Consider the following 22,192-nt stretch of genomic DNA (forward strand, 5'->3'; position numbering starts at 1 on the left):
CTGCGACACCGAAATCCCCTAGCCGCGCGGCGTCAGGCACTCTAAGGCGCTGCCATGACGATAAGCCAGGACATTCTGCAATTGGGCAAGCGCGTGGCCGCCAGCCACGGCTGGAGCGCGGCCAAGATTTTCAAGGCCTACGTGATGAGCGATGCCGATCGCGCAGCAATTTCTCGCGCGGCGGTTGATCTTCTGGCGATCTTTCCCTCCATCCCCGACGCCCCTTCAGACCTTGGCGCAATGATGAGCGCCGCTCTCGCGGTCAGTGTGGAGCGCGCGATTTCCGCGCCGATTCATGTGATGCGTGGCCATCTGGCCATTGAGGGCCGCCCGGTTCTTGGGCCTGCCTATGGTTGGCTGATGGTCGGCCCTTATGTGGTGGATATCGCCCTGTTCCGCCTCGCTTATTCGGCAGGCGCCCCTGCGCTGCTCGCCAAACACGTCGATCTGGCGTTTGGCCCGAACAAGGCGCTTTACGTCGATCACTGGTCGATGACGCGCCGGGTCGGGCTGCGCTATTTGCCGGAGCATGTATTGACCGAGGCGGAAGTCACCGCGCTGATGGGCGACGCCTTCCACCGGATTAAACAGGCCCGCGATCAGTAACTGGCGCGGAACGAAAGCTGATAGCTGCGCCCGGCCTCGGGAAAGCCATCGACCAGTTGATAATTGGCATCGAACAGATTGCGCGCCGAAGCGGCAATGCTGATCCCTTTGCGCAATTCCACCTCGGCCTTGATCGCGGCGTTCACATAGGCCCCGGTGCGGTAATAGCGGATAGGCGTCGCGCTGGTCACGGTCCAGCGGCTTGAGGCGATGTCGGCGCTGGGGATCAGGTGAAAGCGCGAGACGGGTGTCCAGTCGGCATAGACGAAGGCCTTGTGGGACGGCACATCGGTGGGCCGGAATACGGCATTGCCGGGATCGACCAGATCGCGATGAACCCATGTGTAATTGCCGCCAAGGGCCAGACCGGGCAACACCTGCGCGCTGGCCGAGAGTTCGACGCCGTAATATTTGCCCCGCGACACGTTGAGCGATTGGGTCATCACCGTCTGAGCGCAATTGCCCGGCGTGGTGCTGGCCGTGCAGGCATAGCCCAGCACGCTTTCCGAAACGATGGCGTTGGATACCAGCGCGTGGAAAGCGGCGACCTCCAGTTTCACCACGCCAAGGCGCGTCGAACCGCCCACCTCGATCTGGCGCGCGCGCTCGGGCTTCAGGCCGGGATTGGGGATCGAGGTGCCGAAGCGCTGGCTAAACCTTTCAAAAATTGTGGGGAAACGCGCGCGTGAGGACAGGCTGACATGCAGGTGCGTGTCGGCATTCACCGCCCAGTCGAGGCGCCCCTGCCCGCTCCACGCGCTGGTGTTGCGCATCGGGTAATTATACAGAATGCTCGCGCCTGAAGTGCCCAGCGGCGCGCCATATTCCTCCGCCCGCTTCAGATCGCGCCAGTCATAGCCCCCGCCCAGCGTCAGGGTCAGGCCCGGGGTGAACTGATAGGCATGTTCGAGCGCGAGGCTATAGGTGTTCTCAAGGCTGGTCTGCACCGGCTCGGTCGCGCCGCTGGGGAAACTGGTCTGGGCTTCGCGGTGGCGGTCGGAGCGCATCTGGAAGGCGATGCTGATCCGCTCCTTGGCCGAGGGGCGCAGCGTCAGTTCGCCCGATCCGCCCAGCGCCTCGTCCCAATAGGGGCTGTTGAAGGCGCGTGCCAGCGTCTGGGTGTTCTCATTGGCATTATCCCATGCGCGCAGCATGTTATAGAAATTGTTGCGATAAAGCCGGGTTTTCACCCTCCCTATCTCGCCCAGAGCGGTGGTCGAGAGGAAGTAGAGGCTCTCGGTGTTCCACGCAGGCCATGTCCAGAAACGCTGTGAGGAAACCGGGTCGGTGATATGCCGCGGGGCCAATTTCTGCCCTTCCTGCCGCGTATAGGCGATCACATATTCGTCGGTGGCGTTGGGGGTGAAACCGGCCTTCACATTCACCCGCCAGTCGCCCGATTGCGACAGATTGCGGCGGCCTGCCGGTTGGTTGGCAGTGCCAGCATAGCCGCCCGCCAGATCCCAGTGATCGGTATAATTGCGGCCAAAGCTGACCTGCGCATACCATTTGTCATGCCGCGTGCCGATCAGCGCATTGGCCGAATAGCCCGCATATTCGCCCTGCCGCCCCAGATTGAGGCTCGCCCCAACCTTGGCTTCCAGTTCCTTGGTCGGCTTGGTGGTAACAAGGTTGATCGCCCCGCCCATCCCGTCAGGCCCGTTGAGCACCGAGACATAGCCCTTGGCGATCTGCACCTCGGCAATGTCATTGGTCAGAAAGCGGCCGAAATCCAGTCGGTTATCGGCGGGCAAATAGACGCGGATGCCATCGACGCTGAGCGGCACCTGAAACCGGTTGAAGCCGCGCACAAAGATCAGCCGTTCATTGCGCGTGCCGCCGCTGTTACCCGCCGAAACGCCCGGCGCCATGGCCACCGCATCGTCCAGCGTTACACGGCCGAATGTCTCGATCGCCTTGGCGCTCAAGCGCTCACCGGAGATTTCCAGGTCCTTGGGCGGCGCGGCCGTCACCACGATCTGGCCCAGGCCAAAGCTGGCGCCTTGGTCCTCGGCGAGAGCGGGCGTGGCAAGCATGGTGGCCGCCAGAAGCGGGAAGATACGGGCCGGTTGCATGGAAAATTCCCTCATGGATGCCACGATTATGGCTTGTGATTCGCGGCATTAGCTATATCCATAAAGATATAGATGCAATGCTGGGGGCGCAATCATGGCGAAAAATGGCGTAATCTTGGCTGGGTTTGGGACGCTGATTCTTGCCTTCTCGGGCGGTCAGGCTTCGGCTCAAATGCCCACCGCGCCCGCTTGCGCCTCGCCGGTCGCGCCAAGCGGCGACTATGCGCCATGGGCCAATCCGGTGGCGGTGAAGGCGGGCAATGATCTGGCCGGAGCACCCATTTTGCCTGTCGGCACGGCGGGACGCGTGGAGCTGAGTCCGACACCTCAGGTGAAATATGACGTAAGGCCTGAAAAGCCGGGTGGTTCTGTAAGTTATGGTGGTATCCTCATTTTAAATATTACCAAGTCTGGAATCTATCGTATCGCGCTGGGATCGGCGGCGTGGCTAGATGTCATCGGCAAGGATGGCGTCCTGCGCTCAACTGCGCATGGTCATGGACCGGATTGCACCGGCGTTCGCAAGGTTGTGGAGTTCTCGCTGGAACCGGGACGCTATACGATGCAGATCGCAGCCAATGGCGCCAGCGATGTGACGGTGATGGCTCTGCCGAATCCATGAGATCAATTATTGCGATTATGGCAATAATGGCCTTGACCGCCGCGCCCCAAGTGCTGGCGCAAAGCGGCCACGATGCTCGGATCGCGCTGGGGCGGCGGTTGTTTTACGATGCCGACCTCTCGCGCGATGGCACGATGTCCTGCGCCACATGCCATGAACAGCGCCACGGCTTTGGCGATGGCAACCGGGCGCATCCCGGCGTGACGGACGAGCCGGGACGGCGCAATGTGCCCGGTCTGGCCAATGTTGGGGGCTTCTCGCGTCTGACATGGGCCGATCCGCGCCAGACCACATTGGAAAAGCAGGCCGCTGTTCCGGTGTTCGGCACGCATCCGGTGGAAATGGGCATGGCCGGAATGCAGGCGGAAATCCCCAAGCGGCTGGGGGCCGATCCATGCTATCGTCAGATGTTTGCCGCCGCTTTTCCCGGGCGCGATCAGACGGTGAATTTCGCCAAGGTTGCGCGCGCGCTGGCCAGTTTCGAGCGCAGCCTTACTTCGCGCGATGCGCCCTTCGACCGTCGCACCCTTTCGCCCGAGGCCAGCGCCGGTTGGGCTGCCTTTCGCCAATCCTGCGCCTCATGCCATAAGGGCGCTGATTTTACCGATATGGCCTATCACCGGCTGGGTCCGCCCACCCAGAACACGCCCGATCAGGGGCTGTATGAAGTGACCGGCAAACAGGCCGACAGAGGGCGCATCCGTACCCCCTCCCTGCGCAATGTGGCGGTAACCGACCCGTATTGGCACGATGGCTCGGCGCCTACGCTCCATGACGCGATCATGCGCCACGGCTTGCCCCTTCCCGCTGGCCGGGAAAGCGCGATCATTGTGTTTTTGAATATGTTGACCGACGATAAGTTTCTGACCAACCCGGCTTTTTCTCTACCTCAGACTGCATGTGACAAGAATTTGTGAAACAGATGTGATTAGTCTCCCTTTCCGGTGATCTTAGCAACAAACCCGGATTGTGCTCTGTCCCACTTTTAACAGGCCGCGATTATTCAGGGACGGTTCCGTTCTCTGCCTCAATCGTGGATTCGCCTATGTCACTGGAACCGCTCGGAGTTGATCTGGTCAGTAAAACTGCCGCTTTGCTTGCCGAGGCAACCTTTATTCTTGTCTTTGATCCGCAAAGCGGGCGCGCGGATGCGGCGAATGATGAGGCGTTAACCGCTTTGGGCGGGCTCGAACTGGGGCATCTGGAATTTTCGACCATCTTTGCCGATGGCGATCAGGCTTGGGCGCGGCATCACCATGGCGCAAGACCGACTGGTGGCCGCCACCGAGGCCGGCCTGCGCGGTGCGCCCAGCCTTTGCGTTACGGCGGGCGATTTCCGCTTTGGCATTCCCGCCCGGATCATAGAGGCCACGATCCCTGCCCGCCCCGTCCTGCCCAGCCCGGTCGAGGACGGATTATGGCTGGCGCGGGTGGAATATGACGGCGCGCGCATTCCGGTGGTCGATACGCTGGCTTTGCTGGGGTTGGGATGTTTTGCTCCGGCGCGTGAGATGGCCTGCGTGCTGTTGCGGATGGGAGACGGGCGACGGGTGGCGCTGCGTATAGACGCGGTGCTGGACATGATCCGTATTGCGCCGGGAGAGGTCGCGCGGATGCAGGGCTTTCAATTCGGTCAGGACGGGTTGATCGGCGCGATGCTCCCCTCGTCCGAACCGGTGCTGCTGCTTGATACAGACGTTCTGGCGGCCCATCCCGAATTACAGCGCCTCGCCGGGCTGGAGGAAAGAGCGCAGGGTTTTGGGCAGAAGGATCACCTTTTGCCCAATGCCGACCGCAAGAGCCATGGCGGAGGTGAGCCTCATCTGATCTTCATGCTGGGCGATGGATATCACGCCGTCCCCCTGCGCCAGGTTACCGAGATCATGAGTCATGAGGCATGTTCTCTAATCGGGCTTGAACGCTGTTTCGGCCCCTATCAGGCGATCCCTGTGCTGGATCTGGCGGCTCACCTGCGACTTGCGCCCTGCACAGTCCCCGCCTTTCTTCTGCTGGTCAGCGATGGTGTACGGACGGTAGGGTTTCCTCTGCAAGGCCTTTGCGCGGTGGAGCGGTTGACGGCAAAACCGGTGGGAAAGACAGGCAGCGCAATGGGCTCTGTCGTGCTGACCAACGAGGGGCGCACCTGCTCCGTCCTTGATCTTGCTGGACTAATTCCTTCCGACATTTAGCCCTGTTGCCCCGTGACATTGTGTGCAAAAGGGATGGCATGAGCGATCCGTCCCCCCCGCCCCGTACCGGCGCGAAGAAGCGCGCACTCGGATCTGCGCCCAAATATGCGCCCAAAACGGCAGGCGCATCGGCCAAGGGCCTGGCCCGGCGTGAGGAAATCCTCAACGGCCTGATGGAGCGATTGAGCGGGCAGGAATTGCGCAACCCCTCGCTGCGCGAGATCGGGCGGGCGCTGGGGATCGAACCTGCCCATATTCTCTATTACTTTTCCAGCCGCGAGGAATTGCTGCAACAGGTCATCATGCGATGGGACGAAGGCGCGCGCTGCGCCGCGCCCGCTGCCGCCAACCCGCTGGATAATTTTGTCCAGCAGGTGCGCCGCAACATCGCCATGCCGGGCATCCTGCATCTCTATTTCACCTTTGCCGCCGAAGCAGTCGATCCGGCCCACCCGGCCCATTCTTTCTTTCAACAGCGCTTTGTTACGGTGTCGGCCTCGCTGGCCAACCATATCCGTGCGCAACAGGCCGCAGGCGTCCTTTCCGCCGCGATGGACCCGGACAGCAAGGCGCGTCAGTTGATTGCCCTGTCCGATGGCCTGCAATTGCAATCGCTGGTCGATCCCACGGTGGACGCCTATAGCGAAATGATGGATGCGATTGCCGCCATGCGGCAGGCGCGGTGAAGAGGATACATGCAGGAAATAATAGAAAATCGCACGCTGGGCCGCGACGATGTTGCCGCTTTGGCGCAGGCGCACAAGGACGGCGTCCATCTGATCGAATGCGATCTGGATGAGGCGGAGCTGGGGGAACTGGATCTGGCCGGGTGGCGGTTCGAGCGTTGCACGCTGCGCCGCGCCGAATTGGCCAAGGCTCGGCTGGAACGCACGCAATGGCAATCCTGCCGCGCGCCCATGGCCAGTTTCTTCAACGCCGATCTGACCGATGCGGTGTTCCGCTCCTGCGATCTGAACAACGCTAATCTGCGCCATGCACGGATGACCAGTCTGCGTTTTATCGGAGGTAAACTGACCGGGGCGGATTTGGGCGATGCGCGGATTATTGACGCGCATTTCGAGGAAACCCTGATGGCTGGGGCCAAACTGGCCGGGCTGGATTTCCGCAAGCAGCGTTTTGCGCGGGTGGATTTTTCGCAGGCCGACCTGCGCAAATGCGATTTCCGCGATGTAAGCTTCGAGGATTGCAGCCTGCGCGATGCCAATCTTGTCGGCGCGCGTTTTTACAAGGCCGATCTGCGCGGGGCCGATCTTGGCGGATTGCGGCTCACCGATGCTGCGCTGTTTCGCGGAGCGACGATTTCGCGGGCTCAGGCGGCGCAATTGCTGGCCGAGCTGGGGCTGAAGCTGGGCTGATGCCCGCCACCTATCGTCTTGATGCGGATGCGGGCCGGATTGCAGCGGCGCTGGGTGCGGATCCGGCAGGCGATGTCTGGATGGGCGGGCCGGTTGCGCCGGGCGGCTATGCCCCGGTGGCGATCCGCGACAAGGAGCGCGGGCGGATACTGGTGCCGCGCCTGTGGGGCGTCCCGCCTCCGCCGCGCGGCGAACATATCGTCACCCATGTCCGCAATCTGGACAGCCCTTTCTGGATCGGCACTCTGCGCCATACCCAGTTTCGCTGTCTTGTGCCGATGACGGCGTTTCACGCAAAGGGTGGCTGGATGGAGGATCGCGCCAGACCGGTTCTGGCGGCTGCCGGCATCTGGCGCGATTCCGAAATTCCCAGCTTTGCGATACTGACGGTGGAGACCATGCCGGTGATCCTGAAACCTCAGGATTTCGGGACTTGGCTTCATGCCGATTTCAAACTGGCCCGAAGGCTGGTCGAGGGTTAGATCCGAACGCCGCTGATCGCCGCGCCCCAGGTCGTGCGCCAGCGCTTCTTCACACTGGTCAGACCCGCCAGAGCCAGCACCGCCAGAGCGGCAAAGATCAGGAAGCCGCTGCTCATCGAACCGGTCCACTGCTTGGCAAGACCGAGCGAAGAGGCGAGGTAGAAACCGCCCACGCCGCCGCCAAATCCGACAAGCCCGGTCATCACGCCGATTTCATGGCGGAAACGCTGCGGCACCAATTGGAACACCGCACCATTGCCCACGCCCAGCGTGGCCATGGTCAGGAAGAACAGCGGGAACATGACGGCAAAGCTGGCCGGAGCCTGCGAGATTACCACCAGCAGCACGGCGGCCAGAGCATAGACGCCCGAGAGCGTCTTGATGCCGCCGATACGGTCAGCCAGAGCGCCGCCCATTGGGCGCACCAGCGAACCGGCAAACACGCAGGCCGCCGTGGCATAGCCTGCCTGAACCGGGGTAAAGCCCAGTTCGCCGGTGTACCAGCTGGGCAGCGAGCCCGACAGGCCGACAAAGCCGCCGAAGGTTACACCATAGAACAGGATGAACCACCATGCATCGCCATCGGCCAGCATCTTGAAGTAGCCCTTCACATAGTCGCCGGTCGACTTGGCAGGGGGCTGATGCGGGCTGTCCTTAACAAAGACCAGATAGGCGACGAACACGATGGCAACAGGAATGGCCGCCAGACCCAGCACATTTTCCCAGCCAAACGCCTTGGCCAGCAGCGGCGCGAAGATCGCGGCGAGCACCGTGCCCGAATTGCCCATGCCGGCAATGCCCATCGCCTTGCCCTGATGCTGGGGCGGATACCAGCGGCTGGCCAGCGGCAGCGCCACGGCAAAGCTGGCCCCGGCAAAGCCAAGGATGATGCCCACCGCGATCAGGCCATTCATCGAGGCGACCCCGAAATGCCACGCCGCGATCAGGCCCAGAATGACGATGATCTGACCGATCGTGCCGGTCACCTTCTGACCGATGCGATCGACCAGAAAGCCGTTGACCAGACGAAGCACCGCGCCCGCCAGCGTGGGCACGGCGACGATAAAGCCCTTTTGCGCAGGGGAAAGCGCCAGCGCCTTGGAAAAGATCGGCGCCAGCGGGCCAAGCAGGTTCCAGACCATGAAGGCCACGTCGAAATAGAGAAAGGCCATTATCAGCGTGGGCCGATGGCCCGATTGCCAGAAGGATTTGTCAGTCATCGCAAAGGGTCTCCACGGTGAAAGGATTTAAGGGCTTGACGGGCGCCTTGGCCAGCCTGCCAATCGCGTGTGTACGTGAGAGGGATGGCGGGACATGCGCGACGAAGGCAGGTTGTGGGTGAGCGCGGGCGTGGCCAGCGAATGCGGACCGCGCGCGGAAAATCAGGACTTTGCCGGTGTTTACCTCGGCACGGAAATCGAGCGCGCGGGGCGCGGGATGGTGGCCGCGCTGGCCGATGGGGTTTCGGGCGGCAAGGGTGGCCGGATTGCGGCGGAACTGGCAGTGGCCAGCCTGCTCGACGGATATTTCACGCAAAGCGACACCATTGGCGTGGCCGCCGCGGTCAACCGGGTGATGGCGCCCTATAACCGTTGGTTGGCCGCAATGGGGCGCAGCGAGACGATGGCGCATTGCGCCACCACCTTCACCACATTGGTTCTGCGTGGCCGCCGCGCTCATGTCTGCCATGTGGGCGACAGCCGGGCATGGCTGCTGCGCGACGGACATCTCAGTCAGATCACCAAGGACCACACCCATTCCCACCCCGACCGGCGCCATATCCTGCTGCGCGCGCTGGGGCTGGAGGAAGAGTTGCGGCTCGACCATCACGAGATCGCGCTGGCCGAGCATGACCGGTTGCTGTTGACCAGCGACGGGGTGCACGGCGTTTTGTCGCCGCGAAAAATCGAGAAAATCCTGAGTCATCGGCAATCCGCCGAGGCTGATGCGCAGGCTCTTGCCACCGCTGCGCTGGATGCGGGCGGACAGGATAATGCCAGCGCGCTGGTGCTCGATGTGGTCAGCCTGCCCGCTGTGGGCCATGATGCGATCGCGGGCGATCTGGCCCGCCTGCCGATCCTGTCGCCGCCCGAGGCGGGCGAGAGCGTTGACGGGTTCAGGCTGGAAAGCATCCTGTCCGATGGGCGCTACACGCGATTGTTCCGCGCGACCGATACGGCTGATGGTGCCGAAGTGGTTATCAAATTCCCCAAGCCGACCCTGCTCTCCGAAAGCGGCGCACGCTCGGCCTTCACCCGCGAATTGCTGATCGGCAGCCGGGTGAGCAGCCCCTTCGTCGGCGGCGCCATTCCCGTCTCGCTCGAACGCCAGACCCGCCTTTACGGGGTCCAACCCTTCTATGACGGACAAACGCTGGAAGAGCGGATGAAGGCCCCCATCGCGCTGGACGAGGCGCTTGGCATTGCCGTCGGCCTGACTCGCGCGGTAGCCGCGCTGCACCGACAGGGCATCATTCACCGTGACATAAAGCCCGAGAATGTCATCCTGCCGCGTGAAGGTGGGTTGAAGCTGGTGGACCTTGGCGTGGCGCGCCTGCCGCGCATCGAGGACTTCACCGGCGACGAGATCCCCGGCACGCCCTCCTACCTTGCCCCTGAAATGTTTTCCGGCGAGGCGGGCAGCGAGGAGAGCGATCAATTCGCGCTTGGCGTCACGCTGTGGCGCCTTTTCGCCCGCTTCTGGCCCTATGGCGAAGCCGAGGCCTTCAGCCGCCCCCGTTTCCGCGAGGCCGCCGCGCCCAGTCGCACGCGACCCGAATTGCCCGGTTGGCTCGACGCTGTCCTGCTGCGCGCGGTGGCCATTGCCCCGCAGGACCGGTTTGGTGATGTGGTCGAATTGCTGCGCGCATTGGAAGGAGGCGCCGCGGTCGAGCGCACACCCCTGCGCAAGCCTGCGTTGATCGAGCGGCATCCGGTCGCCTTTTGGAAAGGCGTATCCGCGCTGCTCTTTGCGGCTCTGATCGTTGCTTTGGTCTGGAAGTAAAAGTCGATTCGACATGGCGCGGCACCTTGCTGAAAAGGAGCGGCGCCATTGCCGACTGTGTTAATGGAAAATGATTTTGCAAATAGCCGATCGCGCCTTTGCGGCGGCTGCGAAATAAAAATGCCGGATTCATCTCGCTTATGCAAGAGCAAATTGGAAATCACGCAAAGCCCCTTGCGTTGCGGCCTATCCGCCGCCATCGAGAATCCATGCGAATAGCGATCATCGATGAGAGCGCGGTACGAGCCAGCGTCATGCAGGAGGGGCTGGCGCAGCTAGGCGATTGCGAGATATTCGTGATCACCGAGAGGCGCGGTCTGGTGCGCCGGATTTCGGAAATTGATGCCGATATCGTATTGATGGATTTAGGAAATCCCAGTCGAGACGTGCTGGAGGAATATTTCGCCGTCAGCCGCGTTCTGGCCCGCCCCATCGCCATGTTCGTCGATGATTCCGACGAGGAATCCATCGGTGCCAGCATCGATGCCGGAGTGTCGGCCTATGTGGTCGATGGCTTTGCCCCGCATCGCATCCGCTCGATCCTCGATCTGGCCATCCGGCGCTTCCATGCCTTTTCGCGCCTGCAAACAGAACTGTCTGTTGCGCAAAGCAAATTGGCCGAACGCGAGTCCGTCGACAAGGCCAAACGCATTTTGATGCAGACGCGCGGATTGGGCGAACCGGAAGCATACGCAGAATTACGTAAGACCGCGATGAACCAGGGCAAGCGCATAGCCGAAATCGCCGATGCAGTGGTCACCGCGCATAATTTGATCGGAGGGGCAGCATGACAACCAAATTCTCCATCGGTTTCCTGCCTCTGGTCGATGCGGCCCTGCCTATTCTGGCCCATGTACATGGCTTTGCCGCCGACGAAGGTCTCCACCTCGAACTGGTCAAGGATGTCAGTTGGGCCACGGTGCTGGACCGGCTGCTTTATGGCCACACGGATGCGGCGCATATGGTGGCGCCGCTGGCGATTGCCACCACGCTGGGGCGCGGGCGCCCTGCCCAGCCTTTGTCGGCGCCCTTTGTGTTGGGGCTGAACGGCAATGCGATCACATTGAAATCGGATCTGGCACAGCGCGTTGCGCCCGAAGGCGCCTTGGGAGATCCGGTGGAGGTGGGCGCGGCGCTGCGAGAAATCGCGATGGAGTGCAAGGCGGCGGGCCATCCTTTGTGCTTTGGCGTGGTGCATCGCTATTCCAGCCATAATTACATGCTGCGTTATTGGCTGGCCGGTTGCGGCATTCGCCCCGATGAGGATGTTGAAATCACCACTGTTCCGCCGCCCTTCTGTGCTGATGCGCTGGAGGCGGGCGATGTCGATGGCATTTGCGTGGGCGAACCGTGGAACAGCGTCGCGGTTGAACGGGGCGCCGGCACGATCGTTCTGGCCACGGCGCAGGTGTGGCGGCGGGGCGTGGAAAAGGTGCTGGCCATGCGCGAATCGGTGATGGAATCGCGCCGCGAGGAGGTGGAGGCGCTGATCCGCGCTCTGCATCGCGCCGCGCGGCAATTCGTCGATCCCGAGGCGCTGCTCACCAATGCGGCGATTTTGGCTCGGCCCGAATATCTCAACGCCGATGTCAATCTGATCCTGCGCGCGCTGGGCGACCGGCTGTTGCTGCATAAGGGCGGCGAGTTGATCCATTTCCCCGATTTCATGTTTCAGTATCGAGAAGCGGCGAATTTTCCTTGGGTTAGTCAGGCGCAATGGCTTTATTCGCAAATGCTGCGCTGGGATCGCACGCCCTATGATCCTGGCGATGAGGCCAAGGTGGCGCGGGTTTTTCGCCCCGATGTTTACCGCAGCGCGCTAACCGGAACGGATGCTCCTTTGCCCGGGGCCTCCTCCAAGGTCGAAGGCAGTCTGCATCAGCCGATGGTGGTTGGGACGCAGCAAGGACTTATCACGCTGGAAAAGAACGCATTTTTCGATGGCCGCATCTTCGATCCGCATGATTTGGCGGGCTATCTGGCGCAAGATTCCTACGCCAAATAGCGTAGGCGGCGGTTTCCGGCGGAATAAGCGCTTGCCGAAATTTCGCGCCTCGCCGTAAAACCAATGTGCGTTTCGAGAGGTTGGGCCCAAAGACGGGTCCCGCCGATGGAACCGAAACGCCAGCATAGTTTCGTGGCAATGGCGCCGCCCGGTCTGTCCCTCATGGTGGGGGAAGCAGATCGAGGCGGCTTTTTGCGTTTTACGCCCTGCCCCACCAAACCCGCGCTGGCCGAGATACAACAGCAATCAGAACATTAACCCGCCAGGGCGGGATCGGGAGAGCTTTGCCTTTTGAACGGGCAGATTTTCCATGAGGGGACGAGCCATGATCCGTTATCTGCTGACCGCCGCGCCGGTCGCGTTAATCGCCACGACTGCCTATGCTGCTGCGCCTGCGCCCAAATTTGGCGATCCGGTGCCCTTTGCCGATGGCACGATGACGTTTGACCCGATTGTCGATGCCCGGCTGCGCTGGGAAGATGTCGATGCCACGACCAAGAGCGCGGACGCCGTCACGCTGCGCGTTCGCGCCGGGGCGGAAATCAAACACAAGGCATCGGGCCTCTCGGCACTGGTTGAGGGCACGGGGACGGTGGCGCTGGAGGACCATTACAACGCCTTTCCCTATGCCAACGCCGCCAGCAGCCAGTATCACAGCGCACAGGCCGTAATCCCCGATCCGCAGAACGCGGCGTTCAACCGGTTTCAGATCGCCTATCAGAAGCAGGGCATCGGCCTGACCGTAGGCCGCCAGCGGATCAATCTGGACGATCAGCGCTTTGTCGGCTCGGTGGGCTGGCGCCAGAACGAGCAGACGTTTGACGCGGTGCGCGGCACCGTCAATGGCGGCCCGATCTCGCTGGACGCCACCTATGCGATCAGCCAACGCACGATTTTCGGCAATGATGGCGGAGCGCGCACGGCCTATAACGGCCACTTCATCTTCCTCAACGGCGGGCTGAAGAACGCATTGGGGTCGATCAAGGGCTTTGCCTATATCCTTGATTACGACAAGGCCACTTTCTCGAATGCCGCCGCGCGCAGCACGCTGGACAGTTCGCAGACCTATGGCGTTCGCGGCAATACCGCGCCGATCAAGCTGGCCAAGAACATCAATTTCGTGCTGACCGGCAGTTATGCCAACCAGCGCAATTATGACCGCAACGCCAAGACCTATAATGCCGACTATTACTTTGGCGAAGCCGCGCTCAATGTCATGAACACCACCTTCACCGGCGGTTACGAAGAGCTGGGCGCGGATCGCGGCGCGACGGGCGGCACATGGTCGTTCCAGACACCGATGGCCACGCTGCACAAGTTCAACGGTACGGCGGATCTCTTCCTGACCACGCCTGCCAATGGCCTTGCCGACACCTATGTGGGTGTTGCAGGCAAGTTTCCCAAGGTCAAGGCCCTGCCCGGGCTGAACTATGGCGTAACCTACCACTGGTTCGGCAGCGCGGTGAACAGCCTGAAATATGGCAACGAGCTGGATGCCCAGATTGGCTTCAAGATCAGCAAGATCACATGGCTGGTCAAATATGCTGATTATCAGGCCAAGGGCTTTGGCGCGGACACAAAGAAGTTCTGGCTTCAGGCAGAATATTCCTTCTAAATCATTTAGATAACATCTATCGCTTCGCAGCCGCACAAAATCTCTTGCAGATAGGCTGCGATGCGGTAAGATGGACCCATACATGCATTGGTTCTTCGTCCAGCGTCGGACGAAATAATAAGAATCCACCGCATTACCATCCAACATATGCGTGGCAACGAAGCCGCTTCGAAGAGGTCAACTCGACCGTTTCGTTGCGGCTTTTTTCTGTTTGGCGCGCAAAACCCAGGAGTGCCCGAGGTGAATGCCCCCAACCTTGTGAAAATCCCCGAAGGCGATTTGCGCGAAAGGCTTGTTGTGGTCGGCAACGGCATGGCCGGTTGCCGCGCGGTGGAGGAAATCCTCGCCCGTGATGCAAACCGCTTTGCCATCACGATCTTTGGCGCCGAACCGCGGGTGAACTATAACCGCATCATGCTCTCGCCGGTTCTGGCCGGTGAAAAGCAGTTTGACGACATCGTGATCAACACGGCCGAGTGGTATGTCGAAAACGACATTACGCTGGTGTCGGGCGATCCGGTGGTGGCGATTGATCGCGCGGCACAAACGGTAACGAGCGCTTCGGGTCGCATCGAGGCTTATGACCGCCTGCTGATCGCCACCGGATCGGAACCATTTATCATCCCGGTGCCGGGCAAGGATTTGTCGGGCGTGGTGTCTTTCCGCGATCTGGACGACGTGGACAAGATGCTGGCGGCAGCCGCCAATGGCGGCCATGCGGTGGTGATCGGCGGGGGCCTTCTGGGGCTGGAGGCGGCCCATGGCCTGTCGCTGCGCGGCATGGACGTGACCGTGCTGCACCTGATGCCCACGCTGATGGAGCGTCAGCTCGACGAGGCCGCCGGCTGGCTGCTGAAGAGCGAGCTGGAACGCCGGGGCCAGACGATCCTGACCGGGGCCGACACCGCCGAAATTCTGGGCAAGGATGGCAAGGTCGTCGGCGTCAAGCTGAAGGATGGCCGCGAGATCCCCGCCAGCATCGTGGTGATGGCCGTAGGTATCCGCCCCTCGACCGCGCTGGCGCGTCAGGCCGGGCTGGATGTCGAACGCGGGATCATGGTCGATGACCATATGGTGACCAGCGATCCGGCCGTGATGGCGGTTGGCGAATGCGTTCAGCATCGCGGGATCTGCTATGGTCTGGTCGCGCCTTTGTGGGAAATGTGCCGCAGCCTTGCCGATGCGGCGGTTTCGGCGCCTTCCGGCTACACCGGCTCGGTCACTTCGACCAAGCTGAAGGTTTCGGGGATCGATCTGTTCTCGGCGGGCGATTTCAGCGGCGGGGCCGATTGCGAAGACATCGTCATGCGCGATGCCGCGCGCGGCGTGTACAAGCGCGTGATCGTCAAGGAGAACAAGCTGATCGGCGCGGTGCTCTATGGCGACACCGCCGATGGCTCGTGGTATTTCGACCTGCTCAAGCGTGAGGAAGATGTTTCCGACATCCGCGAAGCCCTGATCTTCGGTCAGGCCTTTGCCCAAGGCGGAGGCGCCCTCGCGGACCCTAATGCCGCCGTTGCCGCCCTTTCGGATGATGCCGAAGTGTGTGGCTGCAACGGCGTGACCAAGGGAACCGTTGTATCGACCATCAAGGGCGGCGCCTGCAGCCTCGACGCCGTGCGCAGCCAGTGCAAGGCTTCGGCCTCCTGCGGCTCTTGCACCGGTCTGGTGGAAAGCCTGCTCAAGCTGACGCTGGGCGATGATGTGAAGTCGGGTCCGAAGACCTTGTGCAAGTGCACCAGCTTCAGCCACGATGACGTGCGCCGCCTGATCGTGGAAAAAGAGCTGAAGGCCATCCCGCAGGTCATGCAGGAACTGACGTGGAAGACGCCCGATGGCTGCGCTTCCTGTCGTCCTGCCCTCAACTACTATCTGCTCTGCGCATGGCCGGGCGAATATGTGGACGATCAGCAGAGCCGCTTCGTCAACGAGCGCATGCACGCCAATATCCAGAAGGACGGCACCTATTCGGTGGTCCCGCGCATGTGGGGCGGCGTCACCACCCCCAACGAATTGCGCGCCATTGCAGACGCTGCCGACAAGTATCAGGCCCGTCTGGTGAAAGTCACCGGCGGCCAGCGCATCGATCTCTTCGGCATCAAGAAGGAAGATCTGCCCGCAATCTGGGGCGACCTCAACGCCGCCGGGATGGTCTCGGGCCATGCCTATGGCAAGTCGCTGCGTACGGTGAAGACCTGCGTTGGATCGGAATGGTGCCGCTTCGGCACGCAGGATTCGACCGGTCTGGGCATCAAGACCGAGCAGATGACCTGGGGCAGTTGGATGCCCCACAAGTTCAAGATCGCCGTATCGGGCTGCCCGCGCAATTGCGCCGAAGCCACGATCAAGGACTTTGGCGTGATCTGCGTGGACTCGGGCTATGAACTGCATGTCGGCGGCAATGGCGGCATCCATGTCCGCGCCACCGATCTGCTCTCCAAGGTGACGACCGAGCAGGAAGCGCTCGATGTCTGCGCCGCCTTCATCCAGCTTTATCGCGAACAGGCATGGTATCTGGAACGCACAGCGCCCTGGATCGAACGCGTTGGCCTCGATTACGTCAAGGCCCAGCTCTTCGACGATCCCGAAGCCGTGGCCAAGCTGGCAGAGCGTTTCCACTATTCGCAGCAGTTCATGCAGGACGATCCATGGGCCCGCCGCGCCGCCGGCGAGGATGCCGAACTCCACCAGCATCTGGCCGAGTTCCGCCCCTTTCCCACCATGCAATTGAAGGAGGCCGCAGAATGATTGGTGACTGGATCGACATCGGGCCCACGACGCAGATCAGCCCCGGCAATGCCCGCACCCTGCCGGTGCAGGGTGGCGAGGAAATCGCCATCTTCCACACGCTGGACAATCAGTTCTATGCGCTGGTCAACAAGTGCCCGCACAAGCATGGGCCGCTCTCGCAGGGCATCGTGCATGGCAATGTCGTGACCTGCCCGCTGCACAGCTGGAACATCAGCCTCAAGACCGGCGAAGCGCTGGGCGATGACAAGGGCTGCGTGCCCACCATCCCCATCCGCGAAGATGCCGGGCGCCTGTACCTCAAGCGTGACGCGCTGGTTTCGGCCAAGGCACCGGAGGCCATGGCATGAACAAGGCGGCGATCCGCACCACTTGCGCCTATTGCGGCGTGGGCTGTGGCATCGCCGCTCAGGTGGCGGCTCCCACAAAGAACGCCGCCGAGGTGGCGGCCGCCCCCCTGCAGGCAGGAGTGCCGGGGGAGCGCGCCGTCACCATTCAGGGCGACGGTCAGCACCCCGCCAATCACGGCCGCCTCTGCTCCAAGGGTACGCATCTTGGCGAGACGGTGGCGCTGGACGGGCGCCTGCTTTCTCCGATGATCGGCGATCAGACGGTCGGCTGGGACGCCGCGCTTGATGAAGTGGCCGACCGGATGCGCGAGACGATCGAGGCCCATGGCCCCGATGCGGTCGCCTTTTATGTCTCGGGGCAATTGCTGACCGAGGATTATTACGTGGCGAACAAGCTGATGAAAGGCTTCATCGGCAGCGCCAATATCGACACCAATTCGCGCCTCTGCATGGCCAGCGCCGTTGCCGCCCACAATCGCGCCTTTGGCGAAGACATTGTGCCCGGCAGCTATAGCGATCTTGACGAGGCCGATCTGATCCTGCTGGTGGGCAGCAACACTGCATGGTGCCACCCGGTCATCTGGCAGCGTATGGAAGCGGCTCGCGCCGCGCGCGGCACCAAGATCGTCGTGATCGACCCGCGCCGCACCGAAACCGCCGAACAGGCCGACCTGCATGTCGCGCTGGCCCCCGATGGCGATGTGGCCTTGTTCAACGCCTTGCTGGCCGAGATGCATGCGCGCGGGTTGACCGATGATGCGCGGCTGAATGTGCCGCTTGGTTTCTGGGCGGGCCTGCCCTGCGACTCCGGCGTTTCGGCTGAGCAATTCGCCGCTCTGGCCGATCTGGTCGCCGCCCATCCACGCATGGTCACCTTGTTCTCGATGGGGGCCAACCAATCCTCCAGCGGCACCGACAAGGGCAATGCGATCACCAATCTGCATCTTGCCATGGGCCGGATCAACCAGCCCGGCGCCGCGCCTTTCAGCATGACCGGCCAGCCCAATGCGATGGGCGGTCGCGAGGTGGGCGGGCTTGCCAATATGCTGGCCTGCCATCTGGGCTTTTCGGACCCGGAATTGCGCGATGTGGCGGGCTTCTGGAACACGGCCAACATCTGTTCCGGCCCCGGCAAGAAGGCTGTGGACATGTTCCGCGCCATTCATGACGGTTCGATCAAGTTCCTCTGGGTGATGGCCACCAACCCGGCCGCCTCGATGCCCGACGCCGGTTTCGTGCGGGAGGCACTGGAGCGCTGCCCCACCGTAGTGGTGTCCGAGGCGATTGCCGATACCGACACGGGCCGCTTTGCCCATATCCGCCTGCCCGCCCATGCATGGGGCGAAAAGGACGGCACGGTCACCAATTCCGAGCGCCGCATCAGCCGCCAGCGCACCCTTTTCCCTGCCCCCGGCGAGGCCAAGGCCGATTGGTGGATCATGGGCCAAGTGGCCGCGCGCATGGGCTGGGGCGATGCCTTTGCCTATGACCGCCCGGCCCAGATCTGGCGTGAATATGCCGCGATGACGGCGCTGGCGGTGCGCTATGGGCGGCGGCTGGATCTGCGCGATCACGCCGAGATCTCGGATGCTGATTACGATGCGCTGCTGCCCTTTCAATGGGGCGGCGATTATCCGCTGGCCGATGGCTACAGCACGAGCGATGGCCGCGCGCGGCTGGTGGCGGTACGCGCGCCTGCGGGTTTGGCGATTGATCCGGCCTATCCGCTGCGCCTCAACACCGGGCGCTATCGCGACCAGTGGCACACGATGACCCGCACCGGCTATGCCCCCACGTTGGCCCAGCACCGGCGCGAAGCCCTACTCGAAATCCACCCCGATGATGCGATGCTTTATGGGCTGGACGATGGCGGTCTGGCCCGCGTGGCCACGGCCAATGGCACCTCGATTTTCCGCGTGGGGATCAGCGATGGCCAGCGGCGCGGCGACATCTTTGTGCCGATGCACTGGACCGATGTGATGGCGGGCGGCGCGCGCGCCAATCTCCTGCCCGCCCAGCGCGTGGACCCGGTTTCGGGGCAGCCCGCCTTCAAGAACACGCCCGCAAAGGTGGAGCCGGTGGCGCCCGAATGGCGCGGATTTCTTCTGCTCAAGGAACCGGCAGCGCCTGAGGGGCTTTTGTTCTGGAGCCGGTCGCGGGTTAAAGGTGGCTGGCTTTATGAACTGGCCGGGATGGGCGCGGTCGAGGTGGCTGGCCTGTTGCCCGCCGGAGAGCGTCTGGAAGTGGCCGACCATGTGCGCGGGATGCGCCGCATCGCAGTGCGCGGCGATGATGGCGCTCTTGCCGGAGCCTTGTTCGTGACGCGCGATGGCACCTTGCCCGCCCGCGCCTGGATTGCCGAGCAACTGGGGACGGATGGCGAAGCCGTCGAATGGCTGGCTGCGCGGCCCAGCACCCCTGCCCCTGATCGCGGCGCGATTGTTTGCGTCTGTCACGGCGTGGGCGAAAAGGATATTGAGGAAGCCATCTGTGCGGGTGCGTGCAGCGTGGCGGCCATTGGCGAAGAAACACGTGCGGGCACGAATTGCGGCTCTTGCCGCCCTGCCTTGGCGCGTATGTTGGCAAAGATGATGGAGGCGGCGGAATGAGCCATGATTTTCCCGCAGGTATGGTCTGGCTGGTAGGCGCGGGCCCGGGCGATCCGGAATTGCTGACACGCAAGGCCGAAAGGCTGATCCGCGCCGCCGATGTGGTGTTCTATGACGCGCTGGTGGGTGAAGGCGTGCTGGCGCTGGTCCGCCCCGGCACGCGGATGGTCAGCGTGGGCAAGCGTTCGGGTCGCCACAGCAAGGCGCAGGGTTCGATCAACGACCTGTTGCTGGAGGCCGCTCTGGCAGGCCAACGCGTGGTGCGGTTGAAGGGCGGCGACCCTTCGGTCTTTGGCCGCAGCGCCGAGGAGATCGAGCATCTGGCGCAGGGCGGCGTGGTGGCCAAGGTCTGCCCCGGCATCACCACGGCCAGCGCGGCGGCGGCCAGCGCCGGGGCTTCGCTGACGCTGCGCGGATCGGCGCGGGGGATCACCTATGTCACCGCCCATCTGCGCGCGGGCGAAGCGCTGAAGCTGGATTGGGCCACGCTGGCGAGCGAAAGCCAGACCGTGGGCGTCTATATGGGCCGCGCGGCGGCGGGCGAAATCGCGCGAGGGCTGATTGCGGCGGGGCGCGACCCGGAAACCCCGGTGATGGTGGCGGTCAATGTCTCGCGCCCCGATGAGCGCCTGATCCGGGGCAAGCTCTCGGCGCTGGCCTTCCTCGTCGCCACGATCAGCGACGATGACCCGACCCTTCTGCTGATCGGCGAGGCGGTGCGGGCCAAGGATTTCACCCCGGCGACGCTGGAACAATTTCGGGTGATTGCCAATTGAGCTGCTTGGGACGATGGTGGCGCGTCGGGCGATTCCCGATACGCAACGCTTGATGGCGAGGGATGCCATGAAAACCATCGGCCTTTGTCTTGGCCTGTTGATCGCGGCGCCCGCTGTGGCGCAGAATATGGCGGTTGATCGCGCTGATCTTGCCCAGCGCCTGTCGCAGGCCGATGCCGATGGCAATGGTCAGGTGACGCGGGCCGAATTTCAGGCCTATCGCGCCGGGCAATTCGCGCGGTTTGACCGTAATGGCGATGGGTTTGTGTCGGCCGACGATGTGCCGCGTCTGTTGGCCGGCCATTTCGCCCCCCGATTGCAGGCGATGCTCCAGCAATTCGACGCCAGCCACGATGGGCGGATCAGCCGCGATGAATTCGTCAACGGCCCCGCGCGCGGCTTCGATCTGGCCGATGCGAACCATGACAATATCGTCACCACAGCCGAGATGCGGGCCTTGAATGATAAGGGCAAGGCCATAAGCGGCGGATAGGTTGCGGCGGGACAATGATATGCGCTACCAAGGCCCATCATGACCCGTTCCCGCAGCCAGCGTAACGCCCCCACGATTGCCGATGTCGCCTGCCATGCCGGTGTTTCGCCGATGACGGTCTCACGCGTAATCAATGGCGAGGCGGCGGTGCGCCCGGCCACGCGCGAAAAGGTCGAGGCCTCGATTGCGGCGCTGAATTACGCGCCGTCGGCGGCGGCGCGGCAATTGGCGGGGGGTGAAGATACACGGATTGCTCTCGTCTATTCAAACCCTTCCTCGGCATACCTCTCTGAATTTTTGATGGGCAGTCTCGATCGTGCCAGCAGCCTGAATGTGCAATTGATGGTCGAAAAGTTCGGCGAACAAGCCAGCGTCTCCGACATGGTCGCCCATTTGCGGCGCGGGCGGATCAGCGGGATCATCCTGCCCCCGCCTCTATGCGAATCCGAGGCGATGCTGGGGGCTCTGGCTGAAGAGGGCATTCCCGTGGTGGCCGTTGCGCCGGGCGTCCCGCGCAGCGATGTCGCCTCGGTGTGCATCGACGATTTCGCGGCGGCGCGGGCGATGACCGCCCATCTGATTGCGCAGGGTCATCGCCGCATCGGCTTTATCAAAGGCAACCCCGATCAAAGCGCGAGCGAGCGTCGTTATCTGGGCTATCTCACCGCTCTGGCCGAGGCTGGGTTGCTCCCCGATCCCACTATCGTCGCGCAGGGCTATTTCACCTATCGCTCCGGGCTGGAGGCCGCCGAGGCGATTCTTGCAGCAACTCAGCCACCCAGCGCAATCTTTGCCAGCAATGACGATATGGCCGCCGCCACGGTCGCCATGGCCCATGCGCGACGGCTGGATGTGCCGGGCGATCTGTCGATCTGTGGCTTTGACGATACGCCGCTGGCCACGACGATATGGCCCGAATTGACCACCATCCACCAACCGATCAGCGATATGGCGCGATCGGCGGTGGACATCTTGGTGCGCATGGTGCGCAGCAAGGTGGCTCCGGCGCATGAATGGCTGGATTTCACACTGATCCGCCGCCAATCTGACGGCAGGGTGGTTATAGGCTGAGGGCATCCTTGATGGCGGCGATGTCCTGATCGATCGGAGGCCAATCGCTGGTCATCAGACCGTTAACACCAAAGATCGCTTGGATGGCATCCTCGCCCGTTGCCGCTTGTGCGAGTTCCTGTGCGCGTGGGTCATCGACGGGGCCGTTGTCTCCGCGCAGATGTTTGATCCA

Annotated in this window: 19 protein-coding genes and 1 pseudogene; 17 read left to right on the forward strand and 3 right to left on the reverse strand. The window is 62.6% G+C overall.

The window, feature by feature from the left end; all coding sequences use genetic code 11:
* Window positions 1-54: 54 nt before the first annotated feature.
* Window positions 55-606 carry a hypothetical protein gene (locus tag FHW96_RS23765; RefSeq protein ID WP_172343055.1) on the forward strand — a complete coding sequence of 184 codons (552 nt, stop codon included), beginning with the start codon at window positions 55-57 and terminating at the stop codon, window positions 604-606.
* On the opposite strand, the gene FHW96_RS23770 is transcribed toward FHW96_RS23765, so the two are convergent.
* Window positions 600-2,681, reverse strand: a complete 2,082-nt coding sequence (locus FHW96_RS23770) for a TonB-dependent siderophore receptor (RefSeq protein ID WP_172343056.1) — start codon at window positions 2,679-2,681, stop codon at window positions 600-602. The genes FHW96_RS23765 and FHW96_RS23770 overlap by 7 nt on opposite strands.
* A gap of 94 nt (window positions 2,682-2,775) precedes the next feature.
* Here FHW96_RS23770 and FHW96_RS23775 point away from each other — a divergent pair, with 94 nt between their 5' ends.
* The 6 genes from FHW96_RS23775 to FHW96_RS23800 all read left to right on the forward strand — a co-directional run bounded on the left by FHW96_RS23775 (window position 2,776) and on the right by FHW96_RS23800 (window position 7,350).
* A complete protein-coding gene (locus tag FHW96_RS23775; RefSeq protein WP_253951207.1) occupies window positions 2,776-3,303 on the forward strand; it encodes a hypothetical protein in 528 nt (175 codons plus the stop codon).
* A 26-nt stretch (window positions 3,304-3,329) separates the two neighbouring features.
* Window positions 3,330-4,220, forward strand: coding sequence for a cytochrome-c peroxidase (locus FHW96_RS23780; protein ID WP_253951208.1), 891 nt, complete (start codon window positions 3,330-3,332; stop codon window positions 4,218-4,220).
* A gap of 339 nt (window positions 4,221-4,559) precedes the next feature.
* Window positions 4,560-5,492 carry a chemotaxis protein CheW gene (locus FHW96_RS23785; protein WP_172343058.1) on the forward strand — a complete coding sequence of 311 codons (933 nt, stop codon included), beginning with the start codon at window positions 4,560-4,562 and terminating at the stop codon, window positions 5,490-5,492.
* Between the two features lie 38 nt (window positions 5,493-5,530).
* Window positions 5,531-6,178 (forward strand): TetR/AcrR family transcriptional regulator, encoded by a 648-nt coding sequence (locus tag FHW96_RS23790; RefSeq protein ID WP_172343059.1) that lies wholly within the window; start codon window positions 5,531-5,533, stop codon window positions 6,176-6,178.
* A 9-nt stretch (window positions 6,179-6,187) separates the two neighbouring features.
* Window positions 6,188-6,868 (forward strand): pentapeptide repeat-containing protein, encoded by a 681-nt coding sequence (locus FHW96_RS23795; protein ID WP_172343060.1) that lies wholly within the window; start codon window positions 6,188-6,190, stop codon window positions 6,866-6,868.
* On the forward strand, window positions 6,868-7,350 hold the full coding sequence (locus FHW96_RS23800) for a DUF159 family protein (protein WP_172343061.1): 483 nt from the start codon (window positions 6,868-6,870) through the stop codon (window positions 7,348-7,350). Before FHW96_RS23795 ends, FHW96_RS23800 begins: the two co-directional genes overlap by 1 nt.
* Here FHW96_RS23800 and FHW96_RS23805 read toward each other — a convergent pair.
* Window positions 7,347-8,570 (reverse strand): NarK/NasA family nitrate transporter, encoded by a 1,224-nt coding sequence (locus tag FHW96_RS23805; RefSeq protein WP_172343062.1) that lies wholly within the window; start codon window positions 8,568-8,570, stop codon window positions 7,347-7,349. The two genes, FHW96_RS23800 and FHW96_RS23805, sit on opposite strands and share 4 nt — an antisense overlap.
* 94 nt (window positions 8,571-8,664) lie before the next feature.
* Here FHW96_RS23805 and FHW96_RS23810 point away from each other — a divergent pair, with 94 nt between their 5' ends.
* The 10 genes from FHW96_RS23810 to FHW96_RS23855 all read left to right on the forward strand — a co-directional run bounded on the left by FHW96_RS23810 (window position 8,665) and on the right by FHW96_RS23855 (window position 22,020).
* Window positions 8,665-10,353, forward strand: a complete 1,689-nt coding sequence (locus tag FHW96_RS23810) for a bifunctional protein-serine/threonine kinase/phosphatase (protein ID WP_172343063.1) — start codon at window positions 8,665-8,667, stop codon at window positions 10,351-10,353.
* A gap of 209 nt (window positions 10,354-10,562) precedes the next feature.
* Complete coding sequence (locus FHW96_RS23815; RefSeq protein ID WP_172343073.1) at window positions 10,563-11,144, forward strand: ANTAR domain-containing response regulator; 582 nt, start codon at window positions 10,563-10,565, stop codon at window positions 11,142-11,144.
* Window positions 11,141-12,358, forward strand: a complete 1,218-nt coding sequence (locus FHW96_RS23820) for an ABC transporter substrate-binding protein (protein ID WP_172343064.1) — start codon at window positions 11,141-11,143, stop codon at window positions 12,356-12,358. Before FHW96_RS23815 ends, FHW96_RS23820 begins: the two co-directional genes overlap by 4 nt.
* A 325-nt stretch (window positions 12,359-12,683) precedes the next feature.
* On the forward strand, window positions 12,684-13,973 hold the full coding sequence (locus FHW96_RS23825; protein ID WP_172343065.1) for an alginate export family protein: 1,290 nt from the start codon (window positions 12,684-12,686) through the stop codon (window positions 13,971-13,973).
* Window positions 13,974-14,213: 240 nt separating this feature from the next.
* On the forward strand, window positions 14,214-16,721 hold the full coding sequence (nirB, locus tag FHW96_RS23830; RefSeq protein WP_371815799.1) for a nitrite reductase large subunit NirB: 2,508 nt from the start codon (window positions 14,214-14,216) through the stop codon (window positions 16,719-16,721).
* Window positions 16,718-17,071: a nitrite reductase small subunit NirD gene (nirD, locus tag FHW96_RS23835; RefSeq protein WP_168605799.1), complete on the forward strand. Its 354-nt coding sequence runs from the start codon at window positions 16,718-16,720 to the stop codon at window positions 17,069-17,071. Before nirB ends, nirD begins: the two co-directional genes overlap by 4 nt.
* Complete coding sequence (locus FHW96_RS23840; protein ID WP_172343067.1) at window positions 17,068-19,680, forward strand: molybdopterin-dependent oxidoreductase; 2,613 nt, start codon at window positions 17,068-17,070, stop codon at window positions 19,678-19,680. The genes nirD and FHW96_RS23840 overlap by 4 nt, the downstream gene beginning before the upstream one ends.
* Window positions 19,677-20,456 (forward strand): uroporphyrinogen-III C-methyltransferase, encoded by a 780-nt coding sequence (gene cobA / locus FHW96_RS23845; RefSeq protein ID WP_172343068.1) that lies wholly within the window; start codon window positions 19,677-19,679, stop codon window positions 20,454-20,456. Before FHW96_RS23840 ends, cobA begins: the two co-directional genes overlap by 4 nt.
* Window positions 20,457-20,523: 67 nt before the next feature.
* Complete coding sequence (locus FHW96_RS23850) at window positions 20,524-20,949, forward strand: EF-hand domain-containing protein (RefSeq protein ID WP_253951209.1); 426 nt, start codon at window positions 20,524-20,526, stop codon at window positions 20,947-20,949.
* A 39-nt stretch (window positions 20,950-20,988) separates the two neighbouring features.
* Window positions 20,989-22,020: a LacI family DNA-binding transcriptional regulator gene (locus FHW96_RS23855; RefSeq protein ID WP_172343069.1), complete on the forward strand. Its 1,032-nt coding sequence runs from the start codon at window positions 20,989-20,991 to the stop codon at window positions 22,018-22,020.
* Here the strand turns inward: FHW96_RS23855 and FHW96_RS23860 are convergent.
* Window positions 22,010-22,192: pseudogene (locus FHW96_RS23860) on the reverse strand (mannitol dehydrogenase family protein); the annotation flags it as partial. The gene FHW96_RS23855 and the pseudogene FHW96_RS23860 sit on opposite strands and share 11 nt — an antisense overlap.

It is taken from the genome of Novosphingobium sp. SG751A (assembly GCF_013149295.1).
Classification (GTDB): domain Bacteria; phylum Pseudomonadota; class Alphaproteobacteria; order Sphingomonadales; family Sphingomonadaceae; genus Novosphingobium.